The sequence below is a fragment of the Longibacter sp. genome, from assembly GCF_051155795.1.
Taxonomy (GTDB): domain Bacteria; phylum Bacteroidota; class Rhodothermia; order Rhodothermales; family Salinibacteraceae; genus Longibacter.
The window spans coordinates 1-19,414 of the sequence record NZ_DAXETW010000132.1; the positions used below are offsets into that span (position 1 = coordinate 1).

Annotated in this window: 12 protein-coding genes; 6 read left to right on the forward strand and 6 right to left on the reverse strand. The window is 64.8% G+C overall.

The window, feature by feature from the left end:
- From ACFCU0_RS13145 to ACFCU0_RS13155, 3 genes are all read left to right on the forward strand, one after another.
- A partial coding sequence (locus ACFCU0_RS13145; protein ID WP_434974136.1) for a PD-(D/E)XK nuclease family protein occupies positions 1-967 on the forward strand: 967 nt, incomplete at its 5' end.
- Between the two features lie 63 nt (positions 968-1,030).
- Complete coding sequence (locus ACFCU0_RS13150) at positions 1,031-4,459, forward strand: UvrD-helicase domain-containing protein (RefSeq protein WP_434974137.1); 3,429 nt, start codon at positions 1,031-1,033, stop codon at positions 4,457-4,459.
- 12 nt (positions 4,460-4,471) lie between these two features.
- Positions 4,472-4,813 carry a hypothetical protein gene (locus tag ACFCU0_RS13155; RefSeq protein ID WP_434974138.1) on the forward strand — a complete coding sequence of 114 codons (342 nt, stop codon included), beginning with the start codon at positions 4,472-4,474 and terminating at the stop codon, positions 4,811-4,813.
- A 44-nt stretch (positions 4,814-4,857) separates the two neighbouring features.
- Here ACFCU0_RS13155 and ACFCU0_RS13160 read toward each other — a convergent pair whose 3' ends face one another.
- Both ACFCU0_RS13160 and ACFCU0_RS13165 read right to left on the reverse strand, forming a co-directional pair.
- Positions 4,858-7,932, reverse strand: a complete 3,075-nt coding sequence (locus ACFCU0_RS13160) for an AAA family ATPase (RefSeq protein WP_434974139.1) — start codon at positions 7,930-7,932, stop codon at positions 4,858-4,860.
- Positions 7,933-7,989: 57 nt separating this feature from the next.
- A complete protein-coding gene (locus ACFCU0_RS13165; protein ID WP_434974140.1) occupies positions 7,990-9,150 on the reverse strand; it encodes an exonuclease SbcCD subunit D in 1,161 nt (386 codons plus the stop codon).
- A gap of 336 nt (positions 9,151-9,486) precedes the next feature.
- On the opposite strand from ACFCU0_RS13165, the gene ACFCU0_RS13170 reads away from it, so the two are divergent.
- Positions 9,487-10,761, forward strand: coding sequence for a DNA-processing protein DprA (locus ACFCU0_RS13170; RefSeq protein WP_434974141.1), 1,275 nt, complete (start codon positions 9,487-9,489; stop codon positions 10,759-10,761).
- Positions 10,762-10,880: 119 nt separating this feature from the next.
- Here the strand turns inward: ACFCU0_RS13170 and ACFCU0_RS13175 are convergent, their stop codons facing one another.
- Positions 10,881-12,362 carry a peroxidase family protein gene (locus tag ACFCU0_RS13175; RefSeq protein ID WP_434974142.1) on the reverse strand — a complete coding sequence of 494 codons (1,482 nt, stop codon included), beginning with the start codon at positions 12,360-12,362 and terminating at the stop codon, positions 10,881-10,883.
- A gap of 485 nt (positions 12,363-12,847) precedes the next feature.
- On the opposite strand from ACFCU0_RS13175, the gene ACFCU0_RS13180 reads away from it, so the two are divergent.
- Positions 12,848-13,342 carry a 6-pyruvoyl trahydropterin synthase family protein gene (locus ACFCU0_RS13180; RefSeq protein ID WP_434974143.1) on the forward strand — a complete coding sequence of 165 codons (495 nt, stop codon included), beginning with the start codon at positions 12,848-12,850 and terminating at the stop codon, positions 13,340-13,342.
- A gap of 862 nt (positions 13,343-14,204) precedes the next feature.
- Here ACFCU0_RS13180 and priA read toward each other — a convergent pair.
- The 3 genes from priA to rpe form a co-directional block, all read right to left on the reverse strand.
- Positions 14,205-16,685, reverse strand: coding sequence for a replication restart helicase PriA (gene priA, locus ACFCU0_RS13185; RefSeq protein ID WP_434974144.1), 2,481 nt, complete (start codon positions 16,683-16,685; stop codon positions 14,205-14,207).
- A gap of 182 nt (positions 16,686-16,867) precedes the next feature.
- Positions 16,868-17,755 (reverse strand): SDR family oxidoreductase, encoded by an 888-nt coding sequence (locus ACFCU0_RS13190; protein WP_434974145.1) that lies wholly within the window; start codon positions 17,753-17,755, stop codon positions 16,868-16,870.
- Positions 17,756-17,791: 36 nt separating this feature from the next.
- On the reverse strand, positions 17,792-18,466 hold the full coding sequence (gene rpe, locus ACFCU0_RS13195) for a ribulose-phosphate 3-epimerase (protein WP_434974146.1): 675 nt from the start codon (positions 18,464-18,466) through the stop codon (positions 17,792-17,794).
- Positions 18,467-18,897: 431 nt separating this feature from the next.
- On the opposite strand from rpe, the gene ACFCU0_RS13200 reads away from it, so the two are divergent.
- A complete protein-coding gene (locus ACFCU0_RS13200) occupies positions 18,898-19,383 on the forward strand; it encodes a DMT family transporter (RefSeq protein ID WP_434974147.1) in 486 nt (161 codons plus the stop codon).
- Positions 19,384-19,414 lie beyond the last annotated feature (31 nt).

Genomic DNA, 19,414 nt, shown 5'->3' on the forward strand with positions numbered 1-19,414 from the left:
CCTGCTTCCGGCCGGTGACTACCCTGAGCTCGACCTGTTCTCCCGCACAGCACAACCTGTCTCGGCCTCCCGACTCCAGACGCTGGCGGAGGCACCGTACATCTACTTCCTGAAATACGTGCTGGATGTCGAACCGCTGGATGAGCCGGCGCTCGATGATGAGCCGTGGCTCAACAGCCTGAGAAAGGGATCGCTGCTGCATACCGTCTACGAGCGGTTCGTGCGAGACCTGGCCGGCCGCGTGCCCGAAGCGGCGGACGCCGATCGGCTGATCGAAATTGTCGACGACGCGCTGCAGGAAGAATCGGAGCGTTTCGAGCCGTCGTCGGAGATGGTGCTCGTCTCCGCCAGGCGGGAGCTAATTCGAAATGCGCAGGTCTTCTTTCGTGCCGAAATGCAGCGCGACCGAACGGTTGTGCCCGAAGACTTTGAGCTTGGCTTCGGCATGGAAGGCCGGGATAACAACGCCCATCCCGTCGCCGAGCTCTCGGTCGGTGATCACACGCTCGCGATCCGGGGGACCATCGACCGGCTGGACCGAAATGAAACCACCGGTGCCCTGTCGATATGGGATTACAAAACCGGCCGGGCTGCACCCTACGATGAAAGCGATCCGCTACAGAACGGCAAAACGCTGCAGTGGGCGCTGTACGCGTACGCGCTGGAAGCCCTCACCACCGAGACCGTCGAACGTGCCGGCTATTTCTTTGCCAACACGACAGAGGTCGGCGCGCGAATCGGTTTTTCCCCGGCCGATCACCGGGCCGAGGCAGAAGCCATCCTGACGCAACTCCGCAATCTGACACGCACCGGCACATTCCCCGTCGCGCCCCATCTCGACAGCGTGACGGCGTGGAAGTGGAACGGGTACGACCGGCTCGTCGGGGACCTCGCCACCCGCCGGAAGCAGGTGCGCGCCAAGGCCCGAAACTACCCCGACGATCGGCCCGTGCCGCCGTCCTTTTGAGCTCCGGACCCAGCGAATCCTCGCACTGGCCGCCCCTCCCATTCCCCCGAACGCACGCATCTCATGAGTTCCTCCCCGTCTCCCATGCGCGATGATGAATCCGTCCGGCGGCGCATCGGCCCCTGGTCACCGACCGGTGTGCCGGACCTGTCCGACTTCGATGCGACCACGAACTTTGTCGTTCGTGCGGCGGCGGGATCGGGGAAAACCACCGCCCTCGTCGGTCGGATGGTTGCGCTGGTCCGCACCGGCGTGCCCGTCGACGAACTGACGGCCATCACATTTACCCGAAAAGCCGCCGGCGAAATGAGCGCACGGTTCTCTCGTGAACTGGAGGAGGCGCGCCAGAGCCTCCAGGAGGGATCGGTCGAACATCAGCGCGTCACTACAGCTCTGGGCGCCGTCCAGTCTACTTTCATCGGCACCATTCATGCCTTCTGCTCGCGACTCCTTCGTGAGCGACCGCTGGATGCAGGCCTGCCGCCGGATTTTACCGCCGGGCTGTCGGACCGAGAGGAGCGACGCCTCCGCGACCGCGCCTGGAGTGAGCACCTCCGGGATCTGTACGACGGGGACGGCGGCGAGCTGGAAGACCTGGCCGCGTGCGGGATTGAGCCCCGCGACCTGTCGTCGTTCTTCCAGCGTCTCTGCCGCTTCCCGGACCTGGACCTGTTCACCGATGGGCCATCCGAGCCGCCGGATATGGCCGCCGCCATCGACACCACGATCGAGCGGATGCGGGACTGGAGTAGCTATCGCCCGGACGACCCGGTGAAAGGCCCGGACCCGGTGATGAGGGCGTTCGACAAGGCGGAGCGGATGCTGCGGTACCTGGACCTGGAGACGCCGGCCGAGCAGGCAGATTTCCTGTCCGTGTTCGCAGACATCTCCGATACCGAGCGTGCGAAGGTCAAAACCACGTACTGGAAGAGCGAGGGCGTCAATCACTCTTCCTGGGCGAAATCCCTTCGCGACGATCTGCTGCCCGACCTGATCGAGACTACCGTTTTGCCGGTTCTGCGAGAGTGGGAGGCATACGTCCACCGAGTGGCCGTCGCTAGCACCGCGCCGGCCGTGGAGCGCTTCCGCGAGCTCCGGCGCCGGGAGGGGCTGCTCACGTTTCACGACCTGCTGTCGCTGACCCGCGACATGCTCCGCGATCGGCCGCGCGTCCGGCGGGCGGTGCAGGAGCGATATCCCCGGTTGCTCGTGGACGAGTTTCAGGACACCGACCCGCTGCAGGCCGAAATCCTGTCCTTCCTCGCCGCCCGCAACCCGGAAGAAACCGACTGGCGCGCCTGCCGCCCGCGGGACGGGAGCCTCTTCATCGTCGGCGACGATAAGCAGTCGATCTACCGGTTCCGGCGAGCCGACAAGGACGTGTTCGACGCCTTTCGCCAACGGCTCGACGCCGAGCCGAATGGGGAGGCCGTCGATCTCACGAAAAACTTCCGGTCGCGGGCCCCTATTTGCCGATGGTGCAACGACGTGTTCGCAGATCTCTTCACGCAGGAGGGCGTGGCAGACGTTCAGGCCGACTACGTCCCGTTCAATCCCCAGCGCCCTCCAGGGCCGGACGGCACCGCGCTCCGGCAGAAGCCGGTTGGTGACGTGCGTGGCAATTACGGCTCGGGCATTGCCGAGCGGGATGCGGCCCAGATCGCCACGTTCATCCAGGCGGCCATCAGTGGCGATGCGGATCCTGATTTCTACCGAAACGAAGAGGGCGCTGTGTTCGACGGCGACGTGCGGTACGGCGATTTCCTTATCCTCACCCGCGTTCGATCCCGCCTCAGCAGCTACACCGATGCGCTCGCGCAGCACGGCATTCCGTACACCGTGACGGGGAGCCGGGACATGCGCGACACCGACGAGCTGAAGGCGGTCGTCGATCTCCTTCGTTTTGCCCTTCGGCCGGACGATCCCCTGGCCGCCACGGCGTACCTGAAGGGGATGCTGGTGGGCGTGAGCGATACCGACCTGTACCGTTTCCGTCAGGCCGGAGGCGACTTTCGCCGGCTCTTCCAGGCGGAGATGGCCGCCATGGACCTGCCGGAGGAAACCGCCGTGCGCATGGAGAGCGGCGTCCACCAGGTGCGGCGCGTGCGGGAGATCGTGCATTCCACCCGTCCCGGCGCAGGGTTCGAAACGGTGATGGAGGAAACCGGTCTTCTTGCCGGCGCGGCGCATCCGAGGCGTCCCTCGGAGGCCTCCCGGCGAGCCGGCGCCGTCATGCTCCTGCTCCACGCGGTGCAGGGGTGGAGCAGTCAGGGCCTGGGCTGGGGCGACGTCGTTGAGGAACTCGACCTCGTCCTTCAGGGGGAAGAGGACATGGATGGCATGACGCTCGAGACGGGCAGCGAGGATGCCGTCCGCATCATGAATGTGCACCAGGCCAAGGGTCTCGAGGCCCCGGTCGTCTTTCTTGCGGACCCGTACACGCGCGGATCAGCACCGGCTCCGGAGCACCACGTGCGGCGGGCGGAGGATGACGTGGTGGTGCCCGTTGTTCGCGGGGAGGGCATCTACTCGACCATCACGCACGCGCCCCGCGGGTGGTACGTGGACACCGACGCGTCCTTCATCACGGAAGAGAAGCGGCGCGATCTGGCGGAAGAACACCGGCTCCTGTACGTCGCAGCGACCCGCGCAGAGCGCCTGCTCGTCGTGTCCACCTACCCGAAAAAGGCGGGCGAGGGCTACTGGGGAGCGCTCTACCCGCACCTGACGGACGAGATCGCACCGGAACTCGAGTTGCCGGATTCAGCGCCGGATGAGGCGTCTGAAGCCATCGCCGCTCCTACCCCGGATCTGGCAGCATCCGAGGCGGCTCGTCACTCGCGTCTGGATGCCGGGAGCACGGAGACATACGTCGAAGACAGCGTGACGGGGCAGAAATCGTCCGGCGACGAAGGGTCCGGCGACCGGCCGGGGTACGGACGCACGCTCGGGACCGTGCTGCACGACTTGTTGGAGCTGCTGATTCGGGAACGGCACGACCCGCCCGCTCTGACGGCGTCGATGCTCCGGCACGCGCTGGTGCAGGAAGGGATTCAGCGCGAGGAGGGGATGACAGACGTGATCATCGATCGCCGCGTCGAAACGCTCGAACGGATGATTGCCGATTTTCGCGGATCCTGGATCTGGGAAGAGGTCCGAGAGGCGGACGTCGTGCGTGTGGAGTATCGGTTCATCGATGTGCGCGTGGATGACGAGGCCCCCGACCGTCTTACGCGCGGGGCCATCGATCTCCTGTACCGGCGCGATGGCGCGTGGACACTCGTCGATTTCAAGAGTGATCGCGTCGTCGGTGACGATGTAGAAGCGTCCGTCCGGGACCGGTACCGTCAACAGATTCTCGCATACGTTGAAGCCTGGGAGCGGCTGCAAGAGGAGCCTATCCGTCAGGCGGGTCTATGGTTCGCCGACGCGGATGCGTTTGTGTCCGTCTCCGCTGCCACCGATACTGTGGGGCAGGCTGCGCCGCGGTGAGATCTCGCCGTCGTGCTGCTTTCGTTTTCGCTGCATCCCCGGAAATGCCACTTCATGTCGCCGGTCGATGCGCGTCTGTACAATCACGAATCCACGAGGTCGAGTCGGATGGAGTATGAGGCCGATGAATACCGTCTTATGGCGATGATGAAAACGGTCAAACAGGTCGCGACCGCGCTTGGATCGCTGTCCGAGCGGCTGGAGGCAGCATACGAGGAAAAGCGATCGGACGAAAAGTCGCCCGAGGATCTGCGTCGTGACATTGAAGAACTACAGGACGTCTGCGCGCAGTCGGCGGAGTTGCTGGACGCGGCATCCGAGAAGCTCAAAAACCGCGCGGACGCTTCGTCCTGAACCGGACCGGCAAGTTTCGTGGGACGGCAGCAGTCGCCACAGGCCTATCTAACGAGCGAGACGGTACTGCCCTGCTGTGAAGGCGATACCTCGATCCGGGCCTGCACCCGCTGCTTCAGGTCGGTCACGTGCGAAATAATGCCGACGAGGCGGCCTCCGGCCTGCAGAGAGGCCAGCGACTCCATCGCCCGGTCGAGCGCCTCCGGGTCGAGGCTGCCGAAGCCTTCGTCGATAAAAATCGTTTCGATGTGGCGCCCGCCCGCGACGCGCTGAACGACATCGCTGAGGCCAAGGGCGAGCGCCAGAGCGGCTTGAAACCCTTCGCCCCCCGACAGCGTGCTGACGGGCCGTTCGGCGCCGGTGTAGGCGTCATGTACCATCAGGTCCAACCCGGCTGCGCGCGCCCCGTGGCGGACCTCGTCGTGGCGACGCAGGCGGTACCGGTCCTGGCTCATCCGGGCCACGTGCTGGTTGGCGATCTGGAGGACCTCCTCCAACCGGGTGGCGAGCACGAACCGCTGGAGGCTGAGGTTGTGGTCATTTTTCCCTCGTGCCGCATCGGCCAGTGCGCCAACGTCGCGGTATCGATCGTCCGCATCGGAAAGGGCCTGCCGGAGGTCTGCGAGCGCATCGAGCCCGTCCTGCGCGTCGTCGACGGTGCGCTGCAGGTTGAACACGCGCTGCTGGTGCTGATCGAGCCGTCGCCCGAGTCTGCGAGTCTGTGCCTCCGCAGCTTCCACGTCCGGGGTGTCAATCCCCTGTGCGGCCTCGCGTGCCCGCTCGAGTCGTCCGCGAGCATCGCTAAGGTCCGACTCAAACTGCTCGATCCGGCGGCGGAGCTCCTCTCGCTCATCTTCCGGACGCCGGGCCTCGTCGTAGGCCGACCGCTGCTCGAATCCGGCGCGGTTTAGCTCCGAGCGGAAGCGGTCCTCCGCCGTCGAGGCTTTCTCCGTGGCGTCTTCCAGGCGAACCCGCGCGTTCTCCACCGTCGTTTTGGCTTCGGTATACGCCGTCCGGGCGTCGTCCCGCTCCTGCGTCGCGGTCTCCAGGGCCCCCTCCAGCTTGTCCAGCGTCGACTGCGCGGCTTCACGCGCTTTGTCAAGGGCCTCCGGTGTCGACAGGTTCTCCGGCACATCCTCCGACAGCGTATCGCGTCGGGACATGAGCCGCGTGCGTTCGGTTTTCACCTGTTGCACGATCGATTGAGCCGCGGAGATTTCTTCTTCCAGATCGGATAACTCTTCATCGTAGCGCGCGATGGCCTCGTCCAGCGTGATCAGCTCCTCCTGTGCGGTCCGAGCTGCGTCGAGGCGGTCCTGCGCGCTGTTCCGGGTTTCGCGGAGGGTGTCCGGGTCGGTGTCCGCCAGGTCTTCGTCGCGGGAGAAGATGGTCTCGATGGTCGTCTGGATACGCGCCTCTTCGGCACGGGCATCGCTTCGCCGGTCGCGTGCATCGGAAAGCGCCTTGCGTGCCGCCGTGACGGCCGCACGGGCCTCCTCGAGTTCGGTCGGATCCGGCACGTCGTGGGCACCGGTCGCCGGCTGCGGGTGCTCGCGTCCACCGCAGACGGGGCACGGTTCGCCGTCCGAGAGGTCCCGGGCCAGCACGGTCGCGTAGCCCTCCATGCGTCGCTGCTCCAACCCGTCCAGGTGCGCCTCCGCGTCGGTCAGGCGGGACTCGCACGTATCGACGGCTTCGTTCGCCTCCCGTACGGCGGCTTCGGCAGTCTGAAGCTCATCGCGCTTCTGGGCGAGCGTGGACGCTTCTTCGAGGCGACGATGGGCGTCTTCGGCCTTTGTCTTGAGAAAATCGATCTGACCCGCAAGCTGCTGTTTGTCGGCGCGGCGCTCCCGGGTGCTTTCCCGCTCGTCCTTAACGTCGGCCTTCTTCGCCTCCGACTCGGATTGCCGTGCCCGCGCCTCCTCCTGCCGGCGCGCGGCGTCTTCGAGCTCTTCGTCCACGCGCCCCAGTTCATCGACGGTGTCCGCGAGGTCGTCCAGCGTGCTAAGCTGTTGTCGCAGAGACGCCCGTTCATCGTCCCGTTCCTGCTCGTTCTCGTACGCATCTTCGGCCGACTCGAGCCGGGCCTTTGCCTCGTCACGCGTGGAGAGGGCGTCCTCCAAAACCTCTCGGGCCTCGTCCGCTTCCTCGCGACGCTCCGTAAGGGCGGTCTCGTAGGGAGCAACGTTCGCAGCTTGCTCCGCCGCCCGGAGCGTACATTTTCTCTCGTTATGCGCGTCCGTGCTGTTTTCGAGGGCCGCCAGTTCGTTTCTGGCTTCGTGCAATTCATCCAGTGTCTCCCGGTCCTTCCGAGCCGACTGCAGCGCCTCCATCGCGTCTTCCCGTCGCGCTTTCAGCGTATCCAGCCGGTCCGTCGCATGCTCAAGAACGCGGGTCGCCTTGTCGCGCCTCGCCTCCAGACCTTCGACCGTCTCAACCCCGTGACGCTCCAGTTCGACGGACTGCCGGTCCCGGATCCGCTGGACCTCCTCACGCGCCTCCTTCTTCATCTCGAAGAGCGTGTCCTGCAGGTTCTCAAACGGGCTCGTTTCGAACAGCACCTTGAGAAGGTCCTCCCGGTCGCTGGAGCTCGACGCGAGGAAGCGGCGAAACTTGCCCTGCGGCAGCATCACCACCTGGCGGAACTGGTCGACCTCGAAGCCGAGCAACTCGTGGATGGCCGCGTCAACGTCCCGCTTTCCCTCTGCGACGACGTCACCGTCGCCGCCTCGCTGTCTCCCCTCATCGGTGAGCTTGGTCCGCTCCCAGAGGGTCGCCTCCTCGCTGTGCGTGGTGAACCCGTCGCCCCGCTGTTTCGCCAGCTCCTGCCGCGGACGCCGGGTCATGCGGAATGTGCGCTGTCCGAGCCGAAAGTCGAGCTCTACTTCCGTGGGCGCATCGTCGGCTGCAAAGTCGCTCCGAAGTTCGTGCCCGTCGCGCTCGTCTCCGGACGTTTCCCCGTAGAGCCCGAAGCAGATGGCATCGAGCAGGGCCGTTTTTCCCGAGCCCGTTGGACCGTGGATCAGGAACAGACGTTGCCCCCCGAGCGACGTGAAGTCGATGGTCTGCTGGTCGGTGTACGGGCCAAACTCGCGAAGCGTGAGACGGAGCGGGGTCATGCGACGGCGAAATGGGGAGGGCGAAATGCGGGCTGGCGGTTCACGTCGGGATGCGTCTCAGGGGTCGGACGGGGAGCGTTCGAGCGCATCTTCGAGAACGCCACGGTACCGTTCATCCATGTCATCGCGTCCGGTGACATACGTGAAGAACTGCTCGAAGACCTCGTCGACCGAGAGGGAGGATGCGTCGCCGGTCAGTTGCTGCAGCTCGTTGGTTTCCACCCGGCGCGGACGCTCTACGTGGAGGGCGTTCGGGTACACCTCACGGATACGGCTCATCGCGTCATGAACGGGCCCGTCGTCGGTAAGCGTGACCCAGATGTAGTCCTGCGCGGCGTCCTCGTCCACCGGTCCATCGAGGATCTGCTGCAGGGTGCCTTCGATCCGTCGCAGGTCCCGTCGCAGGGTAAGGGAAACGGTGTCGACCGTGCAGCTGCCGTCTGCGTCGACGTCGACCACGTGGACGGACTTGTCGTGGCCGGTTTCGTTGAAGGAGTATTTCATCAGCGACCCGCTGTAGCGCACGTTCGGTGGTGCGGCTTCGTCCGACGCGCCGATGTGCTGCCGGCGATGCAGGTGACCGAGGGCCGAGTAGCAGAAGCGATCGAATCGGGAGACGTGGACCGTTTCCGCGCCGCCGATCGACAGTGTCCGCTCGGAGTCGGCGAGGTCGCCGCCCTGCGCGAAGACATGGGCGATGGCGATGGCTCGTTCGCCGTCCGGGATGCGGTCCGACGCCGACGCCACCTGAGCGGCCAGCACGTCGTCATGCGATCGGATCTCGTCGTCCCCGAAGACCGACCGCGCCATCGCCGGTTCGGCAAAGGGAAATGCGAGCAGATGCACGGGGCCGTGGGCGTCTTCGATCGTCACGTGACCCGGCGACTCACGCAGTTTGCTGAAGACGTGCAGGCCCTGCCGCTCGAGAATGGAGGAGCCGAAATCAAGCCGATCTGCGCTGTCGTGATTGCCGCCGATCACGATGACCGGCACGTCCACGTCGACGACGAACCGGGTCAGCACGTCGTCCAGAAGCTCGACGGCTTCTGCCGGCGGGACGGATCGGTCGTACACGTCACCGGCGACGATGACTGCGTCCGGATCCATCTCGTGTGCTATCTCCACAACCTGGTCGAGCAGGTACCGCTGGTCCTCCGTGAGGTGAACGCCGTGGAGGAGCTTTCCGAGGTGCCAGTCAGCCGTGTGGAGGAAGCGCATGACGGTATCCGAAGGAATGGGTAGAGCGGGTGCTCATACAATCCAGCGCACCGGAGAAATACAACCGTAAGATGTGAGAAGCTTCATTGGATCTGGGCCCCTCGTCCCGGCTCTCGTGGCGTGCACATGATTGGATCACGGTGACAAACGTCTTTTAGAGATAACATAAGAATATAAATATGTGGTGTTTTATGACTTAAATATAAAGATCCCTTCCGAGGCGTCGATCTGCTTGACCGTAGAGAGCGAAACGGCTTTTCTGGGGAGCGGCCTTTCGATTCGGTGAGGGCTGCGTCAGAAGACCCGTCAATCGTCTCCTTTCGACTCTGTGTAGCCATGCCTGAAACGATATCGGTTCCGGACACGGACCTCGGTGCGGATGGCCGAGCCGTTCTTGTCCTGTGCTCTGCGTTGCGATCCCCGGACGGGCCACGTCCGCTCGACTTGAATGCGTACAACCGGCTCGCCGCCTGGCTTCAGCAGAACGATATGCGGCCCGCGGATCTGTGGGAGCCGGAGGGCCGAGTCCGGCTGGATGCTCTTCCCGACACCGGCGCGATCACATCCGGCCGACTGCTTGCCCTGCTGGAGGAAGAAGCGTCCGTGCTGGAGGGGTTGGAGGCTTGGGGAAAAGCCGGCGGGTGGGTGCTGCCCCGGAGCGATACGTCATATCCGGCGGCGGTACGCCGGCGCATGCGCCACCGGGCTCCGGCGCTTCTGTACGGAGTGGGCAACCCGGCCCTGCTGGGTCAAAGCGCTATCGCCGTGGCCGGGTCGCGGGAGGCCGGGGAAGCAGCCCTCGCGTTTGCCCGACGTGTTGTCGAGCGCTGCGCGGGGGACGGCGTACCTGTTGTGGCCGGCGGTCGTAGCGGCGTCACGAAGGCGCTTGTTGACATGGCTCGCGATACGCGTGCATCGATGGTCGGCGTTCTGCCGGCCGGGCTGGGCGCGGCGGCGTGTCGGGACTCGGTGCAGTCGGCGATCGACGGCGGAAGGATGGTGCTGGTGTCGGCCGTTGCGCCGACGGCCGCACCGCGGGCGACCTCTGCGTCCGGGGTGCGCTTGATGTACGCGCTGGCGGCCGGGATCCTCGTGGTTGAGTCTCGGGACCGGCAGGGGCAGACGTGGGCGGCAGCGATGGACCACCTACAGCGCGTGGGACGCGGGGCGGTTCGTGCCGGTCGGCTCCTGGTTCGGGCGGAGGCGCCGCTGTCCTCGGGCAATCGAGCCCTGATTGAGGCAGGGGCGCGTCCGTTCAGCCGGCGCATGCTCAGAAGCTCGCGGCACCTTCTCGACTGGCTGCAGGGACCGGCCGACGTCGACGGCCACCGCGATCCTTCGCCTGTGGAGGTCGAACAGATGGCAGATGCCGGAGCGGAGCTGTTTGCCCAGATCTGGCCGACGCTCCGCCAGCTACTGGATCGCCCGCGAAGTGCGAAGGACGTCCGCGACATGCTGGCGGATGTGCGACTCGGTCAGGCACGGGACTGGCTCATGACGGCCGTGGACCGCGGCCTGGCGCTTCGAAGCGAGCGCCCGGTCCGCTACCGGCTTCCGGTCTCGTCGGCGACGGACGAGACGGACGCGGCGCCCGAGGACGTCGACGCGTGAAGGAAACGGTTGACCCGTGCGTGACGTCTGCCGGTAGACCATACGAAAGCCGGACCCTGGACGCCCCTGTCGCCCGCGGTCCGGCTTTCCGGGATGACTACAGGTGCCGACGTCGGCTCTTACGCGTGGGCCGGCACCTGTTTGAAGGTCAACATCTCGCCGAGTGTTTGCACGCCGATGCCGTCGCTGACCGGATTCCAGGACCGGTCGCGTGCAAGGAACGAGCGCGGATCCAGCTCGATGAGGCCCACGATCGTCTCGCCAACGATCCGGGCGCCGACCGGGCCGAGGCCTTCACCTTCCTGGAAGACGTTCTCTTCCTGTTCGCGGCCGATTTGCTCCGCTTCGACGAGCAGGTAGAACCAGAGTGGCGTGCCGGAACTCAGGTCGACATCGGACGCGATCGACTGTGCGGCGTCGGAAATCTGCTCGATCTCCGTTTCGTCCCGGCCCATGGCGCGAGCCACCTGTTCTCCGGACGGTAGCATAAAGGCCTGCCCGCGGAGGAGATTCCGGGTGGCAAGGGACGATTCGCCCGTTTGGATGAACGGAAGATCAAGCAGGTCGGAGGCCAGGGCCCGATCCAGCTTCTCCGCCATCTGCACCACGCGATTCTCCTCAGTCTCCGTCAGCTCGTGCCAGTCGACGACGGCGTCCGTATTGTCGAGCGGCGTGAATCCGCGTCCCAGCGTGCGCCCGAAGACCTCGAGCGACGACCCGTTCTTCTGGATCTGGACTTTCTGGGGAATCATCGAGTGCCCGAAGCGATACGCCGCGACGGCAAACTCGATCGGTATGAACGGCAGATCCTTCGCGCTCGGGCAGTAGAACTGCCGTCCGTTGCCGAGGATACGCGACACCATGGCTTCCCCGCACATGTGCGGCAGAAACTCGTGCAGGATCACCCACTGGTAGTGCCAGCGTGCGAGCTTCTGCGCCTCCTCGAACAGCTCTTCGCCCTCGAACGTCTCGCCGTGGAGCCCTTCGTCGGCCAGCGTCTGCAGGATCCCGTTATGGAAGCGGATCATCGCAAGCTGCATCTGCGAGATGACCCGGTTCTCATCGTTCCGCGGATCGCCGATGACGGCCGTTCCGTCCGGGGAGCGCCACAGGTCGTACTGCGCCAGCCCCGGCGGCTGCGGCACGGTGCTTCCATTGTCGTCGATGGAGGCGGCCGTTCCGTGTGCGCCGGTTAGGAGTTCAGCACCGGGGAAGCGACCCGCCTGGCGGTAGAGGAACGGCGTGGATTCCGGCCCACCGCCGTAGATGGAGTCGAGGTCCAGCGTCGGGGTCCGAACGTTCGGCGTTTCCCCGGCGCTGCTCACGCCCGACAGGCTCGATGTCACGTCCAGCGTGATGTCGTGGTCGACGAACTGGCCGAAGAAGATCTGTCCGACCGGAACGGAGTCCGTCCGATCCGTGCCGGTGCCGCCGTCCATCGGTCCGCCCGGGGCGCCGAGCGATCGGAGCTCCTCCGCAGGGGTGTATAGGGGCGCGAGGTTGAACATGCGCCCGAAGCGATCGCCACGTTGATGCTCGTGACCGTAGTGACAGAAGGCCGGCATGCCTTCCAATTCGTTCATGCCGTGATGATGAGCCATAATAGAATCCTCTTGGTTCGAGTCGGAGATAGCATGGGAAGCGGAGGAGGAAGAACTCCCGGATGAAGAGACCGAAAGCCGGGGGCGCATGCGAGAAGACGTCAGCGGCACATGATCCATCCCTGCGCCGATACGCCCGTCCCGCCATCAGCCCGAGTCACGACAGGACGCCGGAGCCGGATGTGAGGGTGGGCGCCGAGCGGTCTGTCGAGGCATGAAAGACGTGAGCGGTGACCGGGCACTGCACACCGCGATACCATGCCTGTACTTCCTACTCCTGATTCGCCAAGGTAACGGAAGGCGGCGTCGAGGTCTGCCGTATCGTACGTACCTTTGGATCGAATGGCTGTGAGCGTACAGAGCGGGTCGAAGCAGGCCCTCTCCGCGCTGATCCGTCCGACCTTCATGATCACGAATGAGACAATGCGGAGGGTCGCAGGTATATGAGATGATCGCGAAGGAATTCGACACCGCACGACATTACCATGAAGGTCTCCAAACGATTTCGCTGGGAGGCAGCGCACCGTTTGCCATGGCACGAGGGCCCGTGTCGATTCGTGCACGGCCACTCGTATCGCATGATGGTGGAGCTTGAAGGGGAGCCGAAGAGCGACACGCCCGGCGGCGGGGCCATGCTGATCGACTTCAAGCACGTGAAGCGGTTACTGATGCCTCTCGTGGACGCGATGGACCATGCGACCCTCATCCGGGAGTCGGACACGGACCTTCGTGACGCGATGGAGGCACTGGACTCCAAGATGTACGTGCTTCCGTACGACTCCACGGCGGAGAATCTGGCACGGCATGTCGCCGACCATCTGCGGACCGAGGGCGGTGCCGTCTTGCGCCGCCACGGCGTGCACACGATCCGCGTGCAGCTCTGGGAGACGGAAACATGTTATGCCGAGGTCGAGCGCTCCGTCCCCGAGAAGGAATCGGATCATGCGGATGCCGACGAGGTGATGGCTGCGATGCGGTAAGCCCAATGCTGGCTCAGTTTTCTGAGCGACCAAAAAAAAACGAGCCGCGAAAAATCACCACGGGTACTACTTCGCTTCGCTCAGGTCGGTCGCACCAAACGGGCACTAGCTCGCTTCGCTCCCGTCGCCCGTCATACCGCGCTTCGTCTAGCGCTACGCCTTTCGCCACACCAACCGGTACTAGCTCGCTGTGCTCGCGTCGCACCAAACCGGCACTAGCTCGCTACGCTCGCGTCGCGGAACGAATTCAAAGGGCCTGGAGGGTCATCCCGTGGACTCGCGAGCGGGGCTCGCTCAGACAGCACGTCGTTCAGGTCGCGTCCTCCCTTCGCCGCCTGATGCGCCGGACCGCGCGAGGCCGGGAGGGACTGCCCGCGATTCCTTGCCAAGACGCACAGCGGACGTTCACACATTTATCCCCGGGCATCACTCATAGAGCCGTTGGCCCTTGCGAAGATCGGCGCTTAGAGGGGCTGGGAAACGGAGCGCCCCTTCATTTCCCTCCACTGCAGACTGATCCCACGCATTGGCGGGGAAATTCTTCTTGTCTGAAACCTCGAAGCGACCCGCCAGATTGAGATTCCAGTCCGATAGAGAGGTTGAGTTCGAAGAATTTCAGCGTAGTGGGCCGGACCCTCAGCCGATCTTCGGCAGGCCTTGACCTTTTTAGCCGGTTTTTGGGTCAAGCCAAAAATCGGCACCAGGGAGCGGGAGAGGCCGCTCCGGTCTGTTGATTGACCAGATATAATATCAAACCTGAGATCGTGACATTCCGAGGGGCATCGGAAGCAGCCTTGGGACGAGCCTCAATACCTCTTTCCGTGCCCACGTTCGCACGTCAGCACCCTGACACATCCCCACGTCAGAGCAACCCGACGGCATCGACGTCGATCGACACGTGATACCCGTTCGGGACGCTACCGTACGAATCCTCGGTGCGGCGCAGCGCGGTCTGGATCGATGTCTGCGACTGGCGAGACTTCAGGACCGTGCGATAACGAAACTGCTTCTTGACGCGCTTGACGGAGGCCGGCGAGGGGTCGCCGATGAGCACGTTCGCGGAACTGTGGTCGCGTAGCATATCCGTCCAGTTCTCGGCCAGGCGCTCGACGCGCGGCTCTTTCGGACCGCGGAATTCGACGGTGGCGAGATGACCGTACGGCGGATACCCGAGGGCGCGCCGGTCCTCCAGTTCGGAGGCAGCAAAGCCGTCGAAGTCGTGGTCGATCGCAAACTGCAGGGCAGCGTGGTCCGGGTTGCGTGTCTGGAGGATGACCTCCCCCCGCAGGTCTTTTCGTCCTGCACGCCCTGCGACCTGCGTGAGCAGCTGGAACGTACGCTCCTCCGCACGAAAGTCGGGCAGCAAGAGTCCCACATCCGCATCGACGACGCCGACGAGCGTGACCCGGCTGAAGTCCAGGCCTTTCGCAATCATCTGCGTGCCCAGGAGAATGTCGGCCCCGGCGCGAAACTGGCTCAAAATCGCGTGATGCCCGTGCTTCTTTCGGGTGGTGTCGCGGTCCATGCGTAACACCTCGGCATCCGGGAAAACGTCGTGCAGCTCCTGTTCGACGCGCTGCGTGCCGGTACCGATCTGGTGGAGGTCGCGAGAATTGCACTCCGGGCAGGCCTGTACCGGGCTCTCGGTTCGCCCGCAGTAATGACACTGCAGCATCCGTCCGCCGGACCGCGTCTTGTGGAGCGTCATCGTGACCGAGCAATCACGGCAGAGCGGCGCCCACCCGCAGTCGTCACACTCGATCACCGGTGCAAATCCCCGGCGGTTCTGCAGCAGAATGGTCTGCTCCCCCCGGTCGATGCGGGCGCGAATGGCGGTCCGGAGCGGCTCAGAGAGTGCGCCCTCGAGCTGGTGTTTGCGCTTCTGCAGCGTGAGGTCCACAATCTCCACCTGTGGAAGCTCCGCGGACCGACCGGACGAGTCCGGCACCCGTTCCGGCATATCGAGCCGCGTGTACTTGCCCCACTCGGCGTTCATGACCGACTCCAGGCTCGGCGTCGCGCTCCCCAGGACGCACACGGCGTCGTTCAGGTAGGCCCGCATCACGGCGACATCGCGCGCATGGTACCGCGGCGCCGGGTCGAATTGCTTGTACGACGACTCGTGCTCCTCGTCCACGACGATGAGCCCGAGGTTGTCGAGGGGGGCGAGAATGGCGGACCGCGGGCCGATGGCGATCGACAGGTCACCGTCGCGCAGCTGCCGCCATGCGTCGAAGCGTTCCCCCATGTTCATCTGGGAATGAAGGACGGCGATGGTGTCTCCGAAGTGGGAGCGAAAGCGCTGCACCGTCTGCGGCGTCAGTGCGATCTCGGGCACGAGGATGATGCCGGTGCGCCCCTGCTTGAGGACGTCCTTCAGCGCGGCAATGTAGACTTCCGTCTTCCCACTCCCCGTCACGCCGTGCAGCAGGAAGGTGCCATACTGCTGCTCGCGGACGGCTCCGGCAATCGCGTCGTAGGCCTCCTGCTGTGAGTCGTGAAGCGTGTGATCAGGCGGCGGACCGGGATCCGGCAGGTCGTCCAGCGGGGAGCGCAAAACCTCTTTCTCGACGGTCTCCACCATCCCTTTGTCCACCAGACTGCTGAGGGACGAGTGCGCCGCCTCCGCCCGCTCGAGCAGGTCCGTACGAAGCGGCTCCGAGGTGCCCTCCTCCCGAAACCCAGCCAGGGCCCGGATCAGCGCTTTCTGCTTCGACCCGCGGAGTTGTTCGACGAGATCGGCCGCCGCGGAAGGATGCTGAAAGGCAGGCGCAAACCGGACGTGGACCGCCGTCTTCGCCGAGACCCGGGCGTCGCGCAGCTCTGTTTCGACGTCCAGGATCTCCTCCGCCGCCAGCCGTCGGATCAGCGCCAGCGGCACCGTCGTCCCGAGGCGCTTGCGGACCGCGCTCAGCGTCGTATCGTCCCGGTCCTCGAGATCCGCCAGCAGCGGTCCGGCCTGCTCGTGCTCGGTCCACTGCCCCGGCGGCTCGTCCGTCCGCCGCAGTCGCCGCGTACTCTCGACGCTGATCCCGGACGGCAGAGCCGCCTTCATGGCCTCGCCCCAGCTGCAGACGTAGTACTCGGCAATCCACTTCGTGAGACGCAGCATCTCCTCCGAGCACGCCGGACGGTCGTCCAGCACGTCGAGGATGTTCTTCAGCGCGAAATCGACCGACTCGGGATCGGGCCCCGGTGCGGCCACAACGCCTGTGAGCCGCCGATTCCCGAACGGCACCAGTACGCGAGCCCCGACGACCACGGCACCGCGCATCTCCGGTGGCACGCCGTACGAATAGGTCTGATCGACCGGGACGGGCAGGACAACGTCGACGGTGGTCATTTGCAGGGCGAAGGTGCGAAGTCGAAGGGCGAAGGGGAAACCGCATGGGCGGGATGCGACCTCAGGTTACGGCACTACGTTCAATCAGAGCCAGCGCCAAACATAGGCATCGACGCAAAGACAAACAGCGAAAGCGTCCGTCCCTCCCCAAACCTCACACCTCAGACCCCACACCCCGAACCTCACAGCAATTCCTTTTCGTCCCCGACCGGCATCCCGGTGAGTTCGCGGCTCATGCGCCAGAGGCGGGCGGCTGTTTTCTCGTCGAACGCGGCCACGGCCGGCTTTACCTGTTCCGTACCGTTGAAGTACTGCCCATTGATGCCACGCACCGCCGGTGAGGCGGCGAGATAGACCGGCCCTTCCGCCCCCGTTTCGGGGGCATCGTAGAACCAGTTGAAGAGTCGCGCGATGCGGGACAGCCAGTCCGTGCCGCGCCAGATGTTGGTGGACACGACGCCCGGATGCACGCAGTTGGCCGTGACGCCCGTCTCGTGGATGCGTCGAGCAAGCTCGTGGGTGAATAGCACGTTCGCCAGCTTCGATCGCCCGTACGCTCGGAGGCCGGAGTAGCTGGTTTCGCCCTGCAGGTCGTCAAAGTCGATACGGACCCCACGATGCGCCTCCGACCCCACGTTCACGATGCGCGCCTCCCCGTGGGTCCGGGCGGTCGCCAGCATTCGGTCGATCAGGATGTGCGTTAGCAGGAACGGCGCCAGATGGTTGATCGCCAGCGTCTTTTCGATGCCATCGCCCGTTTCGGATCGGTGTCCCTCGAACACGCCGGCGTTGTTGACCAGGACGTCGATCCGGTCGTACGTGGCGGAGAGGCGTTCGCCGAGGGCGCGTACGTCGGACTGCACGGCGAGGTCCGCCTGGTGAAGATCGACTCGGTCGTGGCTACAGGCGGCGACGATGTCTTTGCGTGCGGCCTGGCCGCGATCTCTGTTTCGGCACACCATGGCGACACGAGCACCCTGCTCTGCCAACCCGATGGCGGTTGCCTTTCCGATCCCCGAATTCGCGCCGGTGACGACGCAGACGTGGTCGGTCAAATCCTTCAAGTCCATGGTCGGGGAGATCCCGAAAAGTAGTCAACGAGGAGGTTACACCTTCAGGGTGAGGGCACTCCGGAAGGCTTCGACGTTTTGCTCGACCGTGTCGTCGCCCCCGAAGACGGCGCTGCCGGCCACGAGCACATCAGCTCCGGCCTGCACCAGCTTCAGCGCGTTCCCGGGCTTGACGCCGCCGTCCACTTCCAACCGGGCCTTCGACCCCAGCGCATTCAACTGCCGGCGCAGGCGCTGGATCTTGTTCGTGGACTGGGGAATGAACGCCTGTCCGCTGAAGCCGGGATTGACGGACATCACGAGGACCAGATCCACCTTTGGGAGAATCGCTTCGAGATGCCCGAGCGGCGTGGCGGGGTTCAGCGCAACGCCGGCACGGCATCCCGCTGCCTGAATCTGCTGCACGACGCGGTGCAGGTGCGGGCACGCCTCGGCGTGCACCGTGATAACACCGGCGCCGGCATCCGCGAACGCGTCGATGTAGCGCTCCGGGTTCTCGATCATGAGGTGGACGTCCAGAAGGGCGTCGTACTCGTTCGCGACCGGGTGAAGCGCATTCACAACGCCGGGACCGATCGTGATGTTGGGGACGAAGTGGCCGTCCATTACGTCGATGTGGAGCCACTCCGCTCCGGCATCAAGAGCTTCACGGGCCTGGGCGTCGAGCCGACCGTAGTCGGCGGCGATCATCGAGGGGGCGAGAGTCGGCATGTCGGGTGCGTGCATGGGACGCGAGACGAACGGCGGGGAGACGAGGGCAACGTCTATGACCTCCATCGTGTGAACCGAACGCCCACCACGACAGAGGTTCCTTGAAACAGTTCACAGGCGGTTTGTCGAATGCGTTCTCCACCGCGACAGCGGCGAAGATTCTCAACGTCATCGGGGGAAGGACATTCGCCAACCAGGTTCACAATCTACAATAAGCGTGCGCCGGGGCTCCTTTCCCAAATGACGCGTTTAGGTTTCGGTGAAACGTGCGTTACGAGCGGGAAAAAGCCCGGTACAGCGGTTGCAAATGGAGCGCCGTCGACAAAGGCTCCACCAATTTCGTTCCGGCTGCAGGCCTGGAGCCCGAATTTGCCCACGTATCGCATAGCTTGACCGTTCAGCATCACCCCGACCCATCCCGTCCTTCGCCCATGTCCACCCTGATGCGCACGCTTCGTCGATCGATTCCGGGCGACCCGGACGTGTTGCTCGCGGGAGGCGCTTCGATCCTCGCGGGGGTCTTCGTCGCCCTCATGATACGGTTGAACGCCACCCTCGGTGAGCATATCGGGGTGCTGGAAGGGTCCTTTGTCGTGCACCTTGTCGGGACCCTGTTCGCCGCGCTCATCGTCCTTCCCCGCCGGCAGCCCGTCGTCCCCGAGCGCCTCCGACGCGCTCCCCGATACACGTTTCTCGGCGGTGTGCTTGGCGTCGCCATTGTGATGATCGCGAACATCGTCGTGCCCGTGCTCGGTGTCGCGCTGACCCTCTGCCTGTCGGTCGCGGCCAACCTCAGCTTCTCGACAGTATCCGATCACTTCGGCTGGTTCGGGCTGCCGCAGTTTCGCGTCAGCCGGCGGCGCCTGTTCGGGCTCGCTCTCGTCGTGCTGGGCGTCATTCTCGTTGCGTACGGATGACCCTTCTCATTTAGTTTTCCTGCCAGGCTGC